This is a genomic window from Variovorax guangxiensis (assembly GCF_003952165.1).
Lineage (GTDB): Bacteria > Pseudomonadota > Gammaproteobacteria > Burkholderiales > Burkholderiaceae_C > Variovorax > Variovorax guangxiensis.
This window is the reverse complement of the sequence record NZ_RXFT01000009.1, coordinates 158,517-176,950: the sequence shown is the minus strand read 5'-3', so window position 1 is coordinate 176,950 and position 18,434 is coordinate 158,517. Positions and strand designations below refer to the sequence as shown.

The following is an 18,434-nucleotide window of genomic DNA, read 5'->3' as shown; positions in this document are numbered from 1 at the left end:
CGTCATGCGGTCTGTCTCCCGTGGTTGTTCATGCGGCGCGTCCGACGACCAGCGCATCGACCGCCACGCAGCCGCCGTCGGCCCGCGGCCGCGCGATCAGCGGGTTGATCTCGGCGCTGTCGAGCGAATCGCCTGCGCGCAGCGCGAAGTCCGCCAGCGCGCACAGGGCATCGGCGATCGATTCGAGATCGACCGGCGCACGCCCGCGCGCGCCGTCGAGGATCGCGAAGGCGCGCAGCTCGCGCACCATGGCCAGCGCGTCGTCGCGCGTGATCGGCAGCGCGCGCAGCGACACGTCGCGCAGCGTCTCGACGTGGATGCCGCCCAGGCCGAACATCAGCACCGGCCCGAACACCGGGTCGCGGTGCACGCCCGCGATGCACTCGACGCCGCCTGTCAGCATGCGCGCCACCAGTGCGCCGTCGAGCCGTGCGTCGGGCCGCGCGGTGAGTGCCCGGTCGCGCGTGCGCTCGAAAGCAGCCTTTGCCTGCGCCGCGCCGCGCAGCCCGAGCGCCACGCCGCCGACGTCCGACTTGTGCGGGATGTCCGCGCTCACGATCTTCACCACCACTGCGTCGCCGATGGCTTCGGCGGCTGTGGCCGCCTCGTCGGCGCTGTGCACCACCCGGTGCTCGACCACCGGCACGCCGGCCTCGGCAAGCAGCGCCAGCGCGTCGGGCTCGGACATGGCGCCGGGGGACAGCTTCAGCGGATTCGAGGCGAGAGCCGGGACCGTCGAAGGCCGCACGCCGGTCTTCAATCCGGCCAGCGCGGCGATCGTGCGGATGCCGTCCGAGGGATCGGCGAACACCAGGCAGCGCATCGCTTCCAGCTCCGCGCGGCGCTCGGGCGCCAGCAGCGTGCTGATGGCCAGCAGCGTGTCGGGATAGGCCGCGCGCAGCGAGCCCACCAGTTCGCGCAGCACCGGCCAGAAGGCGTCCGACGCGCCCGCGGCCGCGAGGAAGCCCATCCACGATGCGAAGCCCCGGTCGTCGAGCATCACACGGGCGCTGCGCTCCAGCAGGCTCATGTCGTTGGTGACCTGCCCGGTGATGTCGACCGGGTTGCGCGGCGCCGCGAAGGGCACCCAGCTGCGCAGCGTGTCCTGCGCCGCATCGCTCAGCGGCTGCACGTCCAGGCCCTGTGCCGAAGCCTCGTCGGCCATCAGCGCGCCCACGCCGCCCGAGAGCGTGAAGAGGCCGATCGAGCGGTCGCGCGGCCGGCCGGCCACGGCCGCGCTGTGGGCCAGGTCGAAGAACTCGGTGAGATTGCGCGCGCGCAGCACGCCGTACTGGCGGAACACAGCGTCATACACCGCGTCGTCGCCTGCCAGCGCGGCGGTGTGCGAGGCCGCGGCCTGCGCGCCAAGCGCCGTGCTGCCGACCTTGACCATCACCACCGGCTTGCCGTTCGCCTGCGCGAGGGCCAGCGCGGCGCGCAGGCGAGGGCCGTCGCGGCAGCCTTCCATGTAGCCCATGATCACGTCGGTGGCCGGGTCCTGCGCCAGCCAGGCGAGGCAGTCGGCGAACTGCACGTCGGCCTCGTTGCCGGTGGTGGCCCACAGCGACAGGCCCACGCCGCGCGCGCGCGCCATCGAGTACGCGTACGCGCCGAACGCGCCCGACTGGCTCACCAGCCCGATGCGCCCTGCCGCCACGCGGCCCACGCCGGGCGCCGGCGAGAAGGTCGCGTAGACATTGCGCGCGATGTTCATGAAGCCCAGGCAGTTGGGCCCGATGAGCCGCACCCCGGCCGCGCGCGCCTTGTCGCCCAGCCGCGCCTGCGCGGCCGCGCCCTCGGCGCCGGTCTCGGCGAAGCCCGACGAGAACAGCACCACGCCCTTCACCTTCGCGGCGATGGCGTCGTCGAGCGCGCCGTCGACCAGCGCTGCGGGCACGGCGAGGATGGCCAGGTCCACCGGCTTGCCGATGGACCGCAGGTCGGGCCAGGCCTGCAGCTCCTGGATGCGATCGGCTTTGGGGTTGACCGGATAGAGCGCGCCGTGGAAGCCGAAGCGGCGCTGGTAGTCGATGGGGATGCCGCCGATCTTCTGCGGGCTGGACGAGGCGCCGACCACCGCGATGGAGCTTGGCGCGAACAGGGCCGAGAGCGATTCGGCCTGGGACGAGAAGAAATCCATGGATAGAGGAAAGAGGAGCGGTTTCAGAAGTTGTGGCGGATGCCGGCGGCGAGCACGCGCACGCCGGCGCCGCTGTCGGGCGCGACGGCGATGGTCGCGAGCGAGGCCGAGGCACCGTGCCGGTTGAGCAGGCGCAGCCAGCGCGCATAGAGCACGGTGCGCTTGCTCAGGTAGTAGTCGTAGCCCAGCGTCCACGCGAGCTGCGAGCGGCCGGTGTCGTCCACCTTGCGCTGCATGGCCTCGAACATCAGGTTCGAGGCGGGCGTCACGTTGTAGGTGACGCCCAGGCTCGCGAGCTTCGCCGTGGGCACGCGCGGCAGGTTCGAGCTGTTGCGCACGTAGTTGGCGTAGAACTGCAGCCCGGCGTCCGGCAGCTCGTAGGCGCCGCTCAGTGCCTGGTAGGTGGTGGTGGCCGGTTCGGCCACGGGCGCGGCGGCCGAGCCGGAGCGCGCGCGCTGGAAGGCGTAGGCGATGTAGTAGGGCTTGCGCGACCAGCCCAGGCTGCCGCCGTAGAAGTTGCCGCTCTGGTGGCTGGGCGCGCTCGATTCGCCCGGCGCGTAGGCGATGTCCGCGAAGAAGTCGCTGCTGGCCGGCGTGCGGTAGCGCACCATGTTGCTGGCACGCGCGGCGAAGGGCGTGAGCCCCGGCTGCGCGTCGGTGGCGGCCACCAGGTTGATCGGCGAGAACACCGAGTTCACGCCGTACGGGTCGGCCTTGAACAGCGTGTAGAACATCGGCGTGTACATGCGGCCCGCATCGATCTGGCCCCACGGCCCCGACAGGCCCACGAAGGACTGCCGGCTGAACGACATGGCCGGCCCGGGCAGCGTGCCGTTGCCGGTGTCGGGCGCGAAGCCGCTTTCGAGCGTGAAATGCGCGCTGAGCCCGCCGCCGAGGTCCTCGGTGCCGCGAAAGCCCAGGCGCGAGGCGGTCTGGCCGCCATCTTCGAGCCGCTTCGACGAGGTGATGCCCGACTTGGCGAAGGCCATGTAGAGGTCGACCGTGCCGTAGATGGTCACGCTGCTCTGGGCCAGGGTGAGCGAGGAGTAGGCCGCCAGCGCGAGGCCGGCGGCGGCTGTCTTCTTCATGTGCTGCTTGTCTCCGGTAGGGCTTGCCGCATGCGGATGCATGGCGGTGCCGCTTGTGTGCTTGTGGATGTCCGGTGCTTACGATAGAAATGACGCCCTCCCGAATCTGTCAACGCTTTGACAGATTCATGAACACCACGGCAGGGAGAACCCGCTGACCCGATCGCCCCGCTCCACCCCCAGGAACGCCGAAGAGAGCGCCGCGCTCATCGAGCGCGCACTGCGCTGGAACGAGCTGTTCTCGCGCTGGCCCGACGCGCGCCGCACCGAACTCATGAAGTCCGCGCGCATGGAGCGCTACAGCCGGCGCACGCAGGTGCTCGCGCACGACCGCCACCGGCGCGAGCTGCTGGTGGTGGTGTCGGGCTGCCTCGAGATCAGCAGCATGAGCGCCAACGGCCGCAAGTACGTCAACGCACTGCTGGGCCCGGGGCAGGTGGCGCCGCTGGTGCGGCTGCTGGAAGACGTTCCGCTGGCCTACGACTACCACGCGCACGAGGATTCGGTGATCGTCCACCTGCCCAGCGACGCGGTGATCGCGGTGCTCGACGCCGAGCCGGTGCTGTGGCGCGACGTGGCCAAGCTGGGCCTGCAGCGCCAGCGGCTGAGCATCGTGCTGCTGCAGAACCAGATGCTCAACTCGATCCACGGGCGTGTGGCGGCCACGCTGATGAGCCTGGTCCACTTCTACGGCGGGCAGGGTCCTGGAACCGCGGAGGACGCCGGGGGCCCGCTGGTGCGGCTGTCGCAGAACGACCTGGCGGCCATGCTGGGCCTGTCGCGCCAGACCATCAACAAGGAACTGGGGCGCCTGGTTGAAGAGGGCGCCATCGACATGCGCTACAAGCGCATCCGCATCGTCGATGCGGACCGGCTGGCGCGCATCGCCGCCGGCACCTGAGGAGGAGCCGGATGAGGCTCAGGGGTGGATCTTCTCGCCCTTGGCGAGCATCTCCACGAACTGCGCGATGCGGCGCGCGCGGGTCTCGGGCTTCTTCGCGCCCTGGGTGCGGAACAGCACCGCGAAGCGGTTGCGCGAATCGAGCGTGGCGAAGAACTTCGCGGCCTTCTTGTTGGCGTCGAGCGCGGCCTGCAGGTCGGGCGGCACCGTCGCGGCGCTGACGCCCTCGTAAGCCGCCTCCCAGCGGCCGTCGGCCTTGGCGCGTTCGATCTCGCCATGGCCGGCCGGCTGCATGCGGCCTTCCTCGATGAGCTTGAGCACCTTGGCGCGGTTGATCTGCGACCAGATGCTGCGCTTGGTGCGTGGCGTGAAGCGTTGCTGGAAGTACTGCGCGTCGTCGCTCCTGCGCTGGCCGTCGATCCAGCCCCAGCACAGCGCTTCTTCGAGCGCGGCGGCGTAGTCGACGGAGGCGATGCCGCTGTCCTTCTTCGCGATGCGCAGCCATATTCCGGCGGCGCTGGCGTGGTGGCGCCTGAGCCAGCGCGCCCACGCGGCTGCGTTGGCGCACTCCAGGGGCGCCTCGTGCACGACGCGCTCTTCTTGCTCTCGCGCCTTGCTCATAGCACCCACCAGTAGCGCAGCGCGTGGAAGTAGATGGGCGCCGCGAAGATCACCGAGTCGAGCCGGTCGAGCATGCCGCCATGGCCCTCGATCATCGAGCCCCAGTCCTTCACGCCGCGGTCGCGCTTGATGGCCGACATCACGAGGCCGCCGAAGAAGCCCATGAGGCAGATGGTGAGCGCCATCAGCGCCGCCTGCCACGGGTTGAAGGGCGTGGCCCAGTACAGCGCCGCGCCCAGCGCGGTGGCGCTGGCCACGCCGCCGACCAGGCCTTCCCATGTCTTGGAGGGCGAGAGCTCGGGCGCCACCTTGCGCTTGCCGAAGAGCTTGCCCCACACGTACTGCAGCACGTCGCTGCCCTGCACCACGATCACGAGGAAGGCGATCAGCAGCAGGTTGCGGCCCTCGAAGCCCGGAATCTGCAGCGTGAGCAGCGCGGGCACGTGGCTGATGCAGAACACGCACACCATCAGCCCCCACTGGATCTTCGAGGTGCGCTCCAGGAAGCGCCGCGTGTCGCCGCCGACCGCCGCCAGGATCGGCAACAGCAGGAAGGCGTAGACCGGGATGTAGATGGCGTAGAGCCCGTACCAGTCGATCCAGATCAGGAAGTACTGCCCCGGCAGCGCGAGGTAGAAGGCCAGCGCGATCGGCGCATGGTCGCCGCGGCGCGTGTAGGCCAGGCTGATGAACTCGCGCAGTGCATAGAACGAGATCAGGTAGAACAGGATGATCACGCCGCCCTTGCCGAAGGCGAAGGCGATGCCGATCACCGCCACCATCACCCACCACGCGTTGACGCGCGAGTTGAGGTTGTCGATCACGGAGTGCGGCTGGCCGTGCGCCACCTTCCACTTGAGCAGCGCGCCGATGGCCGAGGCCAGCACCAGCACGCCGGCCACGCCGCCGAAGAGCTTGAGCGTGGTCCACGCGAAGGGAGAGAGCTCGATCATGCTGCGGCTCCTCCGTTGCCGTTCTGGCTGCCGGCCGTACCGTTCTCCTCGATGCGGTCGTACTCGGGCCGCAGGTCGAGCATGGCGGCGCGAGCGCGGGCAATGAAGCTGGTCTTGTCCTCGCCCTCTGCCAGCGAGATCGGCGCGCCGTAGCGCACCGTGCACGCCAGCGGAATCGGCACCAGCGTCCCCTTGGGCAGCACGCGCTTGAGGTTCTCGATCCACACCGGCACCAGCCGCACGTTGGGGCAGGCGCGCGCCAGGTGGAAGAGGCCGCTCTTCAGGGGCAGCAGGATCTCGTCGCCGGTGTTGCGCGTGCCCTCGGGGAACATGATGAGCGAGTCGCCGGCGTCCAGCGCCTGCTTCATCTGCTCCACCGGGTTCTCGCCCTGGCCCGAGCCGTCGCGGCGGATCATCAGCGCGTTGAACACGTCGATGCCGATGAACTGCCGCAGCTTCGAGGCCATCCAGTAGTCCTGCCCCGCCACGGGCCGCGTTAGCGCGCGCAGGTCGGGCGGCAGGGTGGCCCACAGCAGCACGAAGTCGCCGTGGCTGGTGTGGTTGGCGAAGTACAGCGTCTGCTCGGCTTTGGGCGTGGTGCCCGACCAGATGGCGCGCACGCCGGTCAGCAGCCCGGCCGCGCCGATGATGAGCTTGCCCGCCACGATGGCGAGCCCGCGCCGCAGCACGGTGCTTTCGGGCTTGTCTGTGCTATCGCTCAAAGCGTCGCCTCCGGCGTGAATGCCTGTTTCGGTGCGCACCGCGGAACCGGCTTTGCCGGGCCGCCGGTGCGGCCCCCGGCGAGGGGGGAGGAGGCCACACGCAGTGGGCAAGCCTGGGGGAGAGTCATGACAAGTCCTGTGTCATCAAGGCAAGGAGGAACAAGGCGCTCTGGCAGGCCACCACGATGGCGTGGCGCTGCATGAGCTGGCGGGTGCCCTGCACGCGGTCGTCGAGCGGGCGGGGCGCATGCTGCGAAGGCGGCGGCTCGCGCAGGCCGAGCGAGGAGAGCGCGCGATCGAGCGCCTCGAGCGAGGCGACGGTGTTGCGCGCGAGGCCGTCGAACAGCGCCTCGTCGAAGCGCAGGCGGAACGCGAAGTAGCGCTCCAGCGCGCCGAGGATGACGACCGCGCCGAAGCCCATGGTGGCGGTGGTCGAGAGCGAGCGCAGCGTCAGCGCTAGCACCAGCGCCGAGATGCAGGTGAGCGCGAAGCCCCAGAGGGCCAGCAGCGCCATCGCGCGCAGCAGCGCCGCGAGCGCGGCGCAGGTGGTTCTGTCGTTGTCATCGGTCATGGTGCGGCACCTCCTGCAAGGGCTCGAACGGCTCCAGGGAGACCCGCCACGCATCCCGCAGCACGATCTGCGGCCGTGCCCGGCGCACCGTGTCCTCGGCCTGGGCGACGCCACCGGCCGCGCCGTAGCGGCCCAGCCAGGCGATCACCGCCGCCGCGCTGCGCGAGAAGCCGAGCGCGCAGCAGACCCACACTGTGGCACCGTCCGCGTTCCTGCGCTGGCCTTCGATGACCGCCGCCGCGCGCTGCAGGCGCACGGTGGGTGGCACCGTCAGGTCGAGGATGGGTACGCAGCGCGCGTGCGGCACGCCGGCGGGCAGCTGCAGCTCGGCGCACAGGCTCACCAGCCGGGGCCGACCGGCCGCCAGCCATTCGGCGTGCGTCGGCCGGCGGCCCAGCCGCAGGCCCGGCACGATCTCGACCGAGGCCGGCAGGCTGCGCGTCCAGAGCCAGGCGTTGATGGCGGCGCCGAGCCGGTAGGGCGCCAGCATCCACCGCGCCGCCCAGGCCATGCGGCCATGGCCGTCCATCTGGAAGCCGCGCGCGCCGAAGCCCGCGTAGTTCAGCGCCACCAGCGCCAGCGAGGCGGCCGGCCAGGCGAGCCACAGCGCGATGCCGCCGCCGTAGAACGCCGCCGCCAGGAACAGCGCCGCGCCCACCGCGTAGAAACCGGCCAGCTTCCAGCGCTGCGGATCGCGGGTGGTGCGCCAGGCGCGCGGCATGGCCACCACGCGCTCCAGCGGCCAGAGCCACACGCAGAAGATGCCGAGCAGCGCGCCGGTCGGAATGTCGATGAAATGGTGCTGCCAGGTCGTGAGCACCGACGCGCAGATGGCGAAGGCCCACACATGCAGCACCAGCCGCGCCCACAGCGGCCGGATGAACTGCCGGTACCAGTCCCACAGGATCACCGCCAGCGCGATGTGCAGCGAGGGCGCCTGGTTGAAGGGCTGGTCGAAGCCCCGCAGCGCGTTGAACAGGAAGGCCGGCGCCCCGTCGACCGGCGGCTGCCCGAAGCTGAAGTGCAGCGGCCACAGCACGAAGCAGGTGCAGGCGACGAGCGTTGCCGTCAGCAGCCGCAGCGCATGCCGGTCGAGCGCGTGCCTGCTGCGCGCCAGGAAGAGCGACAGCGCGTAGAAGGCGTTGATCGTCCAGTACGGGAAGATGGTCCACGGCCAGAACGGCACGTGCCGCTCCCATTCGAAGGCCATCGACGGCACGTTGGCGCGCGTGGTGGCCCACCAGTTGGCGAAGCCGTAGGTCGCGTAGAACAGCGGCCCCAGCAGCACCAGCCAGGCGGCTGCGCGCTTCCAGGGCCGTCGTGCCGGCGGGGCGGTCGTCATTGCGTGACGCGCACCGCCAGCGACACCGTGAAGATGCCCCACTCGTCCACCCGCTGGTCGATCTTGCGGAAGCCGGCTTCTTCCACCAGCTGGTCCATCTCGTACTGGGTGCGGCGGCGCATCACCCAGGCCTCGCCCTGGCGGTGGCTGGTGAGGGCGCGCGCGATCATCTCGAGCTGTGGATGCCAGGGCTGGCCGGTGTAGACCAGGTAGCCGCGGTCTTCCACCGCGTCGCCCACGCCCGCGAGCGAGCGGCGCACCATCTCGTTGTCGGGGAAGAGCTCGTACAGGCCCGACACCACCGCCAGCGTGGGCCTCGGCGTCACGCTGGCGAGGCTCATGCGGTCGAAGGCGTCGGCCTGCACGAACTGGGCGATGTCCTCCAGGCCCTTCTCGGCGATGAGCGCGCGGCCGTCGCGCACGTTGATGTCGCTGTAGTCGCGCAGCAGGATCGAACTGGCCTTCACCGGGCTGGCCTGCACCGCGTCGAGCACGTAGCGGCCGTGGCCGGCGGCGATGTCCATCAGGCGCACCTCGCGGTGCATCTCGGCCAGCCGCTCCATCGCGATGCGCAGCAGCTCCTCGACGTGGATCTTGCGCTGGCGGATGCCGCGCCAGCCGATCGATTCGAGGTAGGCCTTGTCGATGGAGCGCCCGATGAACGAGCTGCCCTGCGGATGGTTGCGGTAGACGTAGTCGAGCGTGCTGCCCGAGTCGAAGCCGGTTTCGTGGCCCAGCCTGATGCCCTCGGACATCGTGCCGCCCAGCTTCAACCCGGCGCGCGTCATGGCCCAGTAGGCGCCGCGCGGCGACAGGGGCGACAGCGGCTCGGCCAGCGCGCGCGACTCGTCGGCCGTCTCGCCGCTGAGGTGCGCCTCGCGGCGGTCCACCGGCACGGCCGGCTCGTCGAAGCGCTGCAGGATGAATTCGCGGATCTGCGCCACGGCCGGCGCGCGGTCCTTCTCGCCCAGCGTGTCGTGGAAGAAGCCCGGCAGCTCGACCTTGGTCTTGACCGCGCTGCCCAGCCGCTCGAAGAACTGGTGCTGCGGCTTGTGGTGCACCACCCAGTCGGCGCCCGAGATGAGCAGCTGCACCGGCAGCGTGATCGCGTTGGCGTCGGCCACCACGCGTTCGGCCGCCTCGTACAGGCCCAGCAGGATGTTGACGGCGATCGGCCGGCTGATGAGCGGGTCGCCTTCGTAGCTGGCGATGCGCTCCGGGTCGTGCGTGAGGAACTTCGCCTTCACGTAGCTGTTGACGAAGAACAGGCCGCGCAGCTTGTGCATCAGCGCCAGGCCGGGCCGCGCGAAGGGCACGTAGAGCTTGACCTTGAAAGCCGGCGAGGCGAGCGTGAGGCCGCGCACCTTGGGCGCGTAGTCGTGCGCCCAGGTGGCGATCAGCACCGCGCCCACGCTCTGCGCGACCACGTGGATGTCCTGCTCGGGCACGCCGTGCACCGCGCCGATGTGCTGCACGAAGGTCTGCACGTCGCGCACCGAAGTGCCGAAGCTGGGGCTGTAGCCGCGCTGGCCCGGCGAGCGGCCGTGGCCGCGGGCGTCCCAGGCGTAGAAGTCGAAGTCGGGCAGGTCGAGCTCGTCGACCAGGTGCGCCATGCGCGCGCCGTGCTCGTGGCCGCGGTGGAAAAGCAGCACGGCGCCGCGCCGCGCGGCCCCCGTGGCGGGCCAGCGGCGATAGAAGAGCGATTCGCCGTCGTGCGTCTGGAAGTGGAGTTCCTCGGCGATGCGTGGAGTGGTGTTCGTCATTGAGTCCCTGTCTGATTCTTGTCGTCTGCCTCCGCCAGCGCCCGGCGGATGCGGTTGGTGATGGTCCAGGCCACGAGCGCGGCCACGAGCGGCATCAGCCAGGCCGTCCAGCCCGGCAGCGGCCCGCCCAGCGCCACGTACAGGCCGAGCGCGCCGAACACGAAGGCCCGGTCGCTCTTGCCCAGCGGGCCGTCGTAGCGGCGCGAGGCGCCCACGGTGGGGCCCAGCGCGCCGGCGAATTCGCTCAGCCCGGCCAGCACGATGACGGTGCCGACCCAGAAGCCGCCGAAGGGCTGGACCAGCGCGAAAGGCAGGTACAGCGCCGCGTCGGAGACCACGTCGGTCAGTTCGTTGAGGAAGGCGCCCAGCTTGCTCTGCTGGTTGTGCTCGCGCGCCAGCATGCCGTCGATGGCGTTGAAGGCCATGCGCAGGAACATCCACAGCGGGATGAGCCCGAAGGCCGCCAGCGAGGGCGCCGCGAAGAAGAGCCAGAGTCCGAGCGCCACCGATACCGCGCATGCCGCCAGCGTGACCTGGTTGGCGGTGACGCCCATCGCATGCAGCCGGATCACCAGAGGCCGCAGCAGGGCCTGGAAACGCGGCTTCAGTTCGTAGATCGACACGTGCTGGCTTCCCCTCGTTCGTTATATGGCCGAAGCATTCTGCCAGCCTGTGGCAGGCACTAAACTCATCGGCGCACACCCCCAGCAAATGACCATCCAGACAGACGATTTCGCGCCCGCTCCCCAACGCGTGGTGTCCGCCGCCCCGGCCTCGCCCAACGAGGAGGCGATCGAACGGGCCCTGCGCCCCAAGCTGCTCGACGAATACGTCGGCCAGGCCAAGGTCCGCGAGCAGCTCGAGATCTTCATCGGCGCCGCGCGCAAGCGGCAGGAAGCCCTCGACCACGTGCTGCTTTTCGGCCCGCCGGGCCTGGGCAAGACCACGCTGTCGCACATCATCGCCGCCGAACTGGGCGTGAACCTGCGCCAGACCTCCGGCCCCGTGCTCGAGAAGCCCAAGGACCTGGCGGCGCTGCTGACCAACCTGGAGCCGAACGACGTGCTCTTCATCGACGAGATCCACCGGCTGAGCCCGGTCGTCGAGGAAATCCTGTACCCCGCGCTGGAGGACTACCAGATCGACATCATGATCGGCGAGGGCCCCGCGGCGCGCAGCATCAAGCTCGACCTGCAGCCCTTCACGCTGGTGGGCGCGACCACCCGCGCCGGCATGCTGACCAACCCGCTGCGCGACCGTTTCGGCATCGTCGCGCGGCTGGAGTTCTACACGCCCGAGGAGCTGACGCTGATCGTGCACCGCAGCGCCGGCCTGCTCAAGGTGGAGGCCGACCCGGCCGGCGGCTTCGAGATCGCCCGCCGCTCGCGCGGCACGCCCCGCATCGCCAACCGCCTGCTGCGCCGCGTGCGCGACTACGCCGAGGTCAAGGGCACCGGCCGCATCACCGAAGACATCGCCCACCGCGCGCTGGCCATGCTCGACGTCGATCCGCAGGGCTTCGACCTGATGGACCGCAAGCTGCTGGAAGCCGTCATCCACCGCTTCGACGGCGGCCCGGTCGGCCTGGACAACGTGGCCGCCAGCATCGGCGAGGAGCGCGACACCATCGAGGACGTGATCGAGCCCTACCTCATCCAGCAGGGCTACCTGCAGCGCACCCCGCGCGGGCGCATCGCCACGCTGGCTGCCTACCGCCACCTGGGCGTGGCGCCGCCTTCGGGCCGCGCCGACGGTCCCGATCTCTTTGGAGCCTGAACTCCATGCACACCCATGACCTGAGCGCCTGGCAGCACGACCACCATTTCGGCGCCGACAACTCCTCCGCCGAGCGCAGCACGCGCCTGGTGATGTGGATCACCTTCGCGATGATGGTCGTCGAGATCGGTGCCGGCTGGTGGTTCAACTCGATGGCGCTCCTGGCCGACGGCTGGCACATGAGCTCGCACGCGCTGGCCATCGGCCTGAGCGCCTTCGCCTACGCCGCCGCGCGCCGCTACGCGCGCGACCCGCGCTTCGCCTTCGGCACCTGGAAGATCGAGGTGCTCGGCGGCTTCGCGAGCGCGCTGGCGCTGCTGGGTGTGGCGGCGCTGATGGTGGTGGGCTCGCTGGAGCGGCTGTGGTCGCCGGCGGCCATCCATTACCCCGAGGCCATCGCGGTGGCGGTGCTGGGGCTGGTGGTCAACCTGGTCTGCGCGCGGCTGCTGGGCGGGGCGCATCACCATCACGGGCACGACCACGGCCATGCGCACGATCACCACGGGCACGGCCATCACGACCACCATGGCCACGACCTGAACCTGCGCTCGGCCTACCTGCACGTCGTGGCCGACGCCGCCACCTCGGTGCTCGCCATCGCGGCGCTGCTGGGCGGCTGGTTCTACGGCTGGGCCTGGCTCGACCCGGCCATGGGCATCGTCGGCGCGGTGCTGGTGGCGGTCTGGGCCAAGGGGCTGCTGAAGGAAACCGGCAAGGTGCTGCTCGACCGCGAGATGGACCACCCCGTCACGCAGGAGATCAGGGAAGGCGTCGAGACCCTGCTGGCCGACTCCGAAACCCGCGTGGCCGACCTGCACGTTTGGCGCGTGGGCCGCGACGCGTATGCCTGCGCGCTCACGGTGGTGACCCATTCGCCGACGCTCACGGCCGACGAGGTGCGGGCCTGCTTCTCGATGCACGAGGAGATCCGCCACTCGACGGTGGAAATCCAGCGCTGCGCCGATTAGGTCCAGCGGGGGGGCGAGCAAGCCGAAGTCAGGCCTTGGGCCTGGCGTGCCGCACGATCAACACCTGCGCCGCGTAGTAGGTCGCCAGCACCCACAGCTGCGCCAGCGGCAACGGCGCCACAAACTTGTTGATCGCCAGCAGCGAGTCGCTCAGCATGAAGAAGCACGCGCCCACCGCCACCCATGCCGCCGATGGGTCGGCCCGGCGCAGCACCGCGGCGCGCCCTATGGCCTGCGCCGCCATGCAGGCGATCACCACCACGTAGGCGCCGACCGGGATCCGCAGCGCCGCAGGCAGCCCGCCGTGCCAGAGAAAGGCGTACATCCCCGCGCCGACCAGCAGCGTGGCCGCCAGCGCCCCCGGCCGCGGGAACAGGCCCACGCCGATGCGAAACAGCGCGATGTAGGCGAGGTGGGCCAGCAGGAAGCACACGAGGCCCGGCACGAACATCCCGCCCGGCCCCATCAGCAGCACGTCGCCTGCCAGCGAGGCGACCAGGCCCGCCAGCAGCAGGCCATCGAAGCCGGTGATCGGGCCGGCCGAAAGCGCCCGCCGGGCCGCGAGGAAGATCGCGATCGACAGCGCCAGCGGCTTGAACAGGTAGTGCAGCCAGCCGATGCCCAGTGCCGCGCTGGCCGTGGCCAGGGCGGCTGCCTCGATCAGCAGCACCTCCGTGACGGTCAGCCGCCCCTGCAGCACGCCGCCGATCGCCCACAGCATGGCCGTCAGCGCGGCCAGCCACACGGCCGAATGCGGCAGCGGCAGGAGGTCGGAGAACCACAGGAACACCACCGCGAACCCGACCAGCAGCAGGAACTGGATGCCCGCGAACCACTGCACGCCCGCGCTCACCACCGGTTCGTAGCGCGTCACCTTCGCGATGTCGAAGGGCGGCTTCGGAAAGCGCGCCGCCACGTCGGCCGGCCGCCAGCCTGGCGGCCTGATCCATACGCGCAGCTTGTCGGCCCAGCTGCGCGCGTGCCATGAATCCTTCGCGAGCGCCCAGTAGACCTCGGCGTTGGCCCACAGCGGGTCCCAGCTGCGCAGCCCGCCGCGCGTGCCGTAGACGCAGCGCTCGTCCTCCTCGCGGAAGGTGCCGAACATGCGGTCCCACACGATCAGCACGCCGCCGTAGTTGCGGTCGAGGTAGCGGTCGTTCACCGCATGGTGCACGCGATGGTTGGAGGGCGAGCAGAACCAGCGGTCGAACCAGCCCAGCCTGCCCACCTGCTCGGTGTGCACCCAGAACTGGTAGAGCAGGTCGACGAGCGACACCACGACGAACACCAGCGGCGGCACGCCCGCCACCGCCATCGGCAGGTAGAAGATCCAGCCCAGCAGCGCGCCGCTGGAGGTCTGGCGCAGCGCGGTCGAGAGGTTGTAGTGCTGGCTCTGGTGGTGCACCACGTGCGCGGCCCACAGCACGGCCGACTCGTGGCCCATGCGGTGCAGCCAGTAGTAGCAGAAGTCGTAGAACACGAGCGCCAGCAGCCAGCCGTACCAGGCGGTCCAGAACTCCTTCGCTGCTTCCTGCGGAAAGAGCGCGATCGACGAGTACACGGCTGTGTAGATGCCGATGCGCAGAAGGCCGGTGAGCACCGCGCTGATCTGGCTCAGCATGCCCAGCCCGACGCTGTTGACGGCGTCGGCGAGGCGGTAGGTGTCCTGTCCCGTGCCGCGGCGGGCACGCGCGCGGCCGACCGCGAATTCGATCCCCATCAGCAGGAAGAAGACAGGGGTCGCTAGAACGATGATCTGGCCAGGTCGCATCGGGCGATTGTGCGTTGCTGCGCTGCGACAAGTCATCGGGATGTCACGGGGACGCCATCGTATGGTCACCCGGCGGTGGGAGCCTACCCGGCCATGCAACGCGACGACGCTTTCCTTCGCGCATGGCGCGACACCGCGACCCGGGCCCTCGACCCCGAGGACGATGATCGCGGGCGTCCGCCACTGCAATTCCGCACCCTCTGGATCTCCGACCTGCATCTGGGCACCCCCGGCTGCCAGGCCAGGGCGCTGCTCGATTTCCTCAAGCACACCGAGTGCGAGACCCTGTTCCTGGTCGGCGACATCATCGACGGCTGGCAGCTCAAGCGGCACTGGTACTGGCCGCAGGCGCACAACGACGTGATCCAGAAGCTGCTGCGCAAGGCGCGCAAGGGCACGCGCGTGATCTTCATCCCGGGCAACCACGACGAGTTCGCCCGCAAGTACCTGCACCACAACTTCGGCGGCATCGACGTGGCCGAAGAATGGATCCACGAGACGGCCGACGGGCGCAAGCTCTGGATCATCCACGGCGACCTGTTCGACGGCGTGATCCAGTGCGCCAAGTGGCTGGCCTACGTGGGCGACTCGCTCTACGAGTTCACGCTCAAGCTCAACCGCCACCTCAACTCGCTGCGCGCGCGCATGGGGCTGCCGTACTGGTCGCTGTCCAAGTACCTCAAGGGCAAGGTCAAGCGGGCCGTGAGCTACGTGGGCGACTTCGAAGTGGCCGTGGCGCGCGAGGCCAGCAAGCGCGGCGCGCAGGGCGTGGTCTGCGGCCACATCCACCATGCCGAGATGCGCGACATCGACGGCATCCTCTACTGCAACGACGGCGACTGGGTCGAGAGCCTGACGGCGCTGGCCGAGCATGCCGACGGCACGCTGGAAATCATCGACTGGGCCAGGCACATGCCCGTGCCCGCGAAGGCGGCGCCGCAGCGCGAAGCCCTCGCCGCCTGAGCGCGGTGCGGCCGGCCGTCAGCCCTTGCGATCGGGGCCGTTCGCCGTCGCGTGGCCGAGCTGCTCGCGCCAGGCGTCGTAGTGCCTGAACATGCTCTTGCCCAGCTCGTCCATCCACAGCCACCAGGCCAGCGCGAGCTTCTCGGGGCCGTCGGCTTCCGGCAGGTTCTGGAAAAGGGTGGAGGCGGCGGCAGGCGGTTCCGGCAGTTCGTAGTCGCACAGCCGCTCGACGCTGGCGTGCGGGAAGCCGGGAATGACAGTGCTCACTGCGGTGCTCCTTCAGCGCGGCGCATTTTTTTGCGCCCGGAACGACTCCCCGGCAGATTGAAGCAAAAAGCGGAGCGGCGACGTATCGGACTATCCCGGATGAAAACAAAAGTCCACCGAAATCCGTAGGCCACCGACGTTCGTCCAATCCGACGATGCCACCAGCCCCCGCCGGCATCACACTCGCCGCAGCATCCCGAATGGAGACGACAAACACATGGCCTGGGCACTCACGGCCGCGGAAACCGCATTCCGCGACGAGGTTCGAGACTTCCTCGCGCGCGAGCTGACGCCCGAGCTGCGCGCCGCCGGCCGGCGCAGCTCGGGCATCTTCAGCGACTACGAATACGGCAACCGCTGGCACCGCATCCTCGCCAGGCGCGGCTGGAGCGTGCCGCACTGGCCGGTGGAGCACGGCGGCACCGGCTGGACGCCGATGCAGCACTACATCTTCTCGGCCGAGCTGGCGGCCGCCGACGCGCCGGCGCGCGCGCCCATGGGCCCGGGCATGGTCGCGCCGGTGATCATCGCCTTCGGCACCGAGGCGCAGAAGCGCGCCTGGCTGCCCGGCATCCGCTCGGGGGAGGACTACTGGTGCCAGGGCTACTCGGAGCCGCAGTCGGGCTCCGACCTGGCTTCGCTGCAGTGCAAGGCGGTGCGTGACGGAGACGGCTACGTCATCAACGGCACCAAGATCTGGACCACCCACGCCCAGTACGCCAACCGCATGTTCTGCCTGGTGCGCACCGCCGCTGGCGGCAAGCCGCAGCAAGGCATCAGCTTCCTGTGCTTCGATATCCCGGCGCCGGGCATCACCATCCGGCCGATCATCAGTATCTCGGGCGACCACGAGCTCAACCAGGTGTTCTTCGACGACGTGCGCGTGCCGGCCGAGGGGCTCATAGGCGAGGAGAACCAGGGCTGGACCATCGCCAAGTACCTGCTGCAGCACGAGCGCGGTGGCGCGTGGGCGCCGATGCTGCGCGCGCGCCTGCGCCGGCTGCAGGCGGCGGCCGATGCGGCCTTCTTGGCGGGAGACCCGCACGAGGCCGACGACATGGCGCTGCGCCTGGCCGAAGCCGAATGCGCGATCGACGCGCTCGAGGCCACCGAGCTGCAATCTCTGCGCGCCCAGGCCCGCGGCGAGCCGCACGGCATCCGCCCGTCGATGGGCAAGGTGCTGGGCTCCGAGCTGCGCCAGCGGCTGACCGAGCTCGGCGTCGAAATCGCCGCCCACTACGCCGCCGCCGACCTGCCGCTGGACGACGGCCTGCAGGGTGGCGCGCTGCCCGTTCCCGAGGACGCCGTGTTCTCGATGTCGGCCTACCTCAACGATCGCGCGGCTTCGATCTATGCGGGCTCGAACGAAGTGCAGCGCAACATCGTCGCTGCCCACCTGCTGGCGAACTGAGAGAGAGGCCGCTCCATGAACGCCACCACCGAACGCGACGACACCCTGGCGATGCTGCGCGACAGCCTCGCGCGCTACCTCGACGACAACCACGGCTTCGAGCAGCGCCTGTACGTGCTGCGCAAGGCCGACGACGCACCGCCGCCGTTCTGGCACGGCCTCGCCACCGAGCTCGACCTGCTGCGCGCGCCACTGCCCGAGCCGCAGGGCGGCCTCGGCGGCGGCATGGCCGCGCATCTTGCGATGATGGAAACGCTGGGCGGCGCGCTCGCCGCCGAGCCTTATCTGTCGACGATGGTGATCGGCGCCGGCCTTTTGCAGCGCAACCCCGGCGCGCAGGCCGATGCGCTGCTCGCTCGCGTGGTCGCCGGCGAAGCCGTACTCGCCTTCGCGCATGCCGAGCCGCAGAGCCGGCACGACCGCGCCGACGTACAGGCCCAAGCCGTGCGCGATGCCGATGGCTCCTTCCGCCTCGATGGCCGCAAGGCCGTGGTGCATGTCGCTCCTTGGGCCAGCCACCTGCTCTTGAGCGCGCGAAGCGGTGCCGGCCTCTCGCTCTTCGTCGTTCCGAAGAACGCGCCCGGCCTGCGCCTTCGCGCCTATCCGACGCGCGATGGCGGCCGCGCAGCCGACGTTGCCCTCGACGACCTGCGCCTGCCCGCCGATGCCTTGCTGGGCACGGAAGGCGCCGCGCTGCCGCAGATCGAACAGGCGCTCGACGAAGCCACGCTCGCCGTCTGCGCCGAGTCCGTCGGCGTCATGCGCCGCCTGATGCGCGACACGCTCGACTACGTGCGCCAGCGCAGGCAGTTCGGCGTGCCGATCGCGAGCTTCCAGGTGCTGCAGCACCGGCTTGCCGACATGCACATGGCACTGGAGCAGGCGGCCGCGCTCACCGCCAGCGTGGGTGAAGCCATCGACACGGCATCCGCGCCGGAACGCGCACGCGCCGTTTCGTCCGCCAAGGTGGCCGCCGCGAAGGCCTGCAAGGCCGTGGGGCAGGGCGCGGTGCAGCTGCACGGCGGCATGGGCATGACGCAAGAGCTGGCGGTGGGCCACTACGTGCGCCGCGCCACGCTCATCGAAGGCCAGTTCGGCCCGCCTTCGTGGCATCTGCGGCGCGTGGCGAAGCTGCGTGCCGCCGCCGCGATGGCATAGCGCCGCGCATTCGTCGCTT

At 70.2% G+C, this 18,434-nt stretch carries 17 protein-coding genes; 6 read left to right on the top strand and 11 right to left on the bottom strand.

Translation table 11 applies throughout. The annotated features are described in order from the left end of the window. Positions 1-28 precede the first annotated feature (28 nt). Positions 29-2,140 carry an acetate--CoA ligase family protein gene (locus tag EJP67_RS21220; RefSeq protein WP_126023680.1) on the bottom strand — a complete coding sequence of 704 codons (2,112 nt, stop codon included), beginning with the start codon at positions 2,138-2,140 and terminating at the stop codon, positions 29-31. Positions 2,141-2,163: 23 nt separating this feature from the next. Then, positions 2,164-3,228 carry a porin gene (locus EJP67_RS21215; RefSeq protein ID WP_126023679.1) on the bottom strand — a complete coding sequence of 355 codons (1,065 nt, stop codon included), beginning with the start codon at positions 3,226-3,228 and terminating at the stop codon, positions 2,164-2,166. A gap of 274 nt (positions 3,229-3,502) precedes the next feature. Here EJP67_RS21215 and EJP67_RS21210 point away from each other — a divergent pair, with 274 nt between their 5' ends. Continuing rightward, entirely contained in the window at positions 3,503-4,129 is a 627-nt protein-coding gene (locus EJP67_RS21210) for a Crp/Fnr family transcriptional regulator (RefSeq protein WP_240650736.1), read from the top strand. Between the two features lie 18 nt (positions 4,130-4,147). Here EJP67_RS21210 and EJP67_RS21205 read toward each other — a convergent pair whose 3' ends face one another. The 7 genes from EJP67_RS21205 to EJP67_RS21175 form a co-directional block, all read right to left on the bottom strand. Then, on the bottom strand, positions 4,148-4,750 hold the full coding sequence (locus EJP67_RS21205; protein WP_126023678.1) for a YdeI/OmpD-associated family protein: 603 nt from the start codon (positions 4,748-4,750) through the stop codon (positions 4,148-4,150). Continuing rightward, positions 4,747-5,703 (bottom strand): phosphatidate cytidylyltransferase, encoded by a 957-nt coding sequence (locus EJP67_RS21200; protein ID WP_126023677.1) that lies wholly within the window; start codon positions 5,701-5,703, stop codon positions 4,747-4,749. Before EJP67_RS21200 ends, EJP67_RS21205 begins: the two co-directional genes overlap by 4 nt. After that, entirely contained in the window at positions 5,700-6,425 is a 726-nt protein-coding gene (locus EJP67_RS21195) for a lysophospholipid acyltransferase family protein (protein ID WP_221297648.1), read from the bottom strand. Before EJP67_RS21195 ends, EJP67_RS21200 begins: the two co-directional genes overlap by 4 nt. Positions 6,426-6,549: 124 nt before the next feature. Then, on the bottom strand, positions 6,550-6,996 hold the full coding sequence (locus EJP67_RS21190; RefSeq protein WP_126023676.1) for a hypothetical protein: 447 nt from the start codon (positions 6,994-6,996) through the stop codon (positions 6,550-6,552). Next, positions 6,986-8,338: a phosphatase PAP2/dual specificity phosphatase family protein gene (locus EJP67_RS21185; protein WP_126023675.1), complete on the bottom strand. Its 1,353-nt coding sequence runs from the start codon at positions 8,336-8,338 to the stop codon at positions 6,986-6,988. The genes EJP67_RS21190 and EJP67_RS21185 overlap by 11 nt, the downstream gene beginning before the upstream one ends. Continuing rightward, entirely contained in the window at positions 8,335-10,101 is a 1,767-nt protein-coding gene (locus EJP67_RS21180; protein ID WP_126023674.1) for a bifunctional alpha/beta hydrolase/class I SAM-dependent methyltransferase, read from the bottom strand. Before EJP67_RS21180 ends, EJP67_RS21185 begins: the two co-directional genes overlap by 4 nt. Beyond that, positions 10,098-10,724, bottom strand: coding sequence for a CDP-alcohol phosphatidyltransferase family protein (locus tag EJP67_RS21175; RefSeq protein ID WP_126023673.1), 627 nt, complete (start codon positions 10,722-10,724; stop codon positions 10,098-10,100). The genes EJP67_RS21180 and EJP67_RS21175 overlap by 4 nt, the downstream gene beginning before the upstream one ends. An 88-nt stretch (positions 10,725-10,812) precedes the next feature. On the opposite strand from EJP67_RS21175, the gene ruvB reads away from it, so the two are divergent. Further along, positions 10,813-11,877, top strand: coding sequence for a Holliday junction branch migration DNA helicase RuvB (gene ruvB, locus EJP67_RS21170; RefSeq protein WP_126023672.1), 1,065 nt, complete (start codon positions 10,813-10,815; stop codon positions 11,875-11,877). Positions 11,878-11,882: 5 nt separating this feature from the next. Further along, positions 11,883-12,845 carry a CDF family Co(II)/Ni(II) efflux transporter DmeF gene (gene dmeF, locus EJP67_RS21165; protein WP_126023671.1) on the top strand — a complete coding sequence of 321 codons (963 nt, stop codon included), beginning with the start codon at positions 11,883-11,885 and terminating at the stop codon, positions 12,843-12,845. 28 nt (positions 12,846-12,873) lie between these two features. Here dmeF and EJP67_RS21160 read toward each other — a convergent pair whose 3' ends face one another. Further along, on the bottom strand, positions 12,874-14,616 hold the full coding sequence (locus tag EJP67_RS21160; RefSeq protein ID WP_126023670.1) for a lysoplasmalogenase family protein: 1,743 nt from the start codon (positions 14,614-14,616) through the stop codon (positions 12,874-12,876). A gap of 93 nt (positions 14,617-14,709) precedes the next feature. Between EJP67_RS21160 and EJP67_RS21155 the strand changes: the two genes are divergently transcribed. Next, on the top strand, positions 14,710-15,579 hold the full coding sequence (locus EJP67_RS21155) for a UDP-2,3-diacylglucosamine diphosphatase (protein ID WP_126023669.1): 870 nt from the start codon (positions 14,710-14,712) through the stop codon (positions 15,577-15,579). Between the two features lie 18 nt (positions 15,580-15,597). Here EJP67_RS21155 and EJP67_RS21150 read toward each other — a convergent pair whose 3' ends face one another. Continuing rightward, positions 15,598-15,846: a hypothetical protein gene (locus tag EJP67_RS21150; RefSeq protein ID WP_126023668.1), complete on the bottom strand. Its 249-nt coding sequence runs from the start codon at positions 15,844-15,846 to the stop codon at positions 15,598-15,600. Positions 15,847-16,063: 217 nt separating this feature from the next. On the opposite strand from EJP67_RS21150, the gene EJP67_RS21145 reads away from it, so the two are divergent. After that, on the top strand, positions 16,064-17,257 hold the full coding sequence (locus EJP67_RS21145) for an acyl-CoA dehydrogenase family protein (RefSeq protein WP_126023667.1): 1,194 nt from the start codon (positions 16,064-16,066) through the stop codon (positions 17,255-17,257). 15 nt (positions 17,258-17,272) lie between these two features. Further along, the gene (locus tag EJP67_RS21140; RefSeq protein ID WP_126023666.1) at positions 17,273-18,415 is read left to right on the top strand and encodes an acyl-CoA dehydrogenase family protein; all 1,143 of its coding nucleotides are present in this window, start codon (positions 17,273-17,275) and stop codon (positions 18,413-18,415) included. Positions 18,416-18,434: the final 19 nt, after the last annotated feature.

Coding starts and splice junctions, on each gene's coding strand:
- EJP67_RS21220 (WP_126023680.1), bottom strand. CDS start 2,140: ATGGATTTCTTCTCGTCCCAGGCCGAATCGCTCTCGGCCCTGTTCGCG.
- EJP67_RS21215 (WP_126023679.1), bottom strand. CDS start 3,228: ATGAAGAAGACAGCCGCCGCCGGCCTCGCGCTGGCGGCCTACTCCTCG.
- EJP67_RS21210 (WP_240650736.1), top strand. CDS start 3,503: ATGAAGTCCGCGCGCATGGAGCGCTACAGCCGGCGCACGCAGGTGCTC.
- EJP67_RS21205 (WP_126023678.1), bottom strand. CDS start 4,750: ATGAGCAAGGCGCGAGAGCAAGAAGAGCGCGTCGTGCACGAGGCGCCC.
- EJP67_RS21200 (WP_126023677.1), bottom strand. CDS start 5,703: ATGATCGAGCTCTCTCCCTTCGCGTGGACCACGCTCAAGCTCTTCGGC.
- EJP67_RS21190 (WP_126023676.1), bottom strand. CDS start 6,996: ATGACCGATGACAACGACAGAACCACCTGCGCCGCGCTCGCGGCGCTG.
- EJP67_RS21185 (WP_126023675.1), bottom strand. CDS start 8,338: ATGACGACCGCCCCGCCGGCACGACGGCCCTGGAAGCGCGCAGCCGCC.
- EJP67_RS21180 (WP_126023674.1), bottom strand. CDS start 10,101: ATGACGAACACCACTCCACGCATCGCCGAGGAACTCCACTTCCAGACG.
- ruvB (WP_126023672.1), top strand. CDS start 10,813: ATGACCATCCAGACAGACGATTTCGCGCCCGCTCCCCAACGCGTGGTG.
- dmeF (WP_126023671.1), top strand. CDS start 11,883: ATGCACACCCATGACCTGAGCGCCTGGCAGCACGACCACCATTTCGGC.
- EJP67_RS21160 (WP_126023670.1), bottom strand. CDS start 14,616: ATGCGACCTGGCCAGATCATCGTTCTAGCGACCCCTGTCTTCTTCCTG.
- EJP67_RS21155 (WP_126023669.1), top strand. CDS start 14,710: ATGCAACGCGACGACGCTTTCCTTCGCGCATGGCGCGACACCGCGACC.
- EJP67_RS21145 (WP_126023667.1), top strand. CDS start 16,064: ATGGCCTGGGCACTCACGGCCGCGGAAACCGCATTCCGCGACGAGGTT.
- EJP67_RS21140 (WP_126023666.1), top strand. CDS start 17,273: ATGAACGCCACCACCGAACGCGACGACACCCTGGCGATGCTGCGCGAC.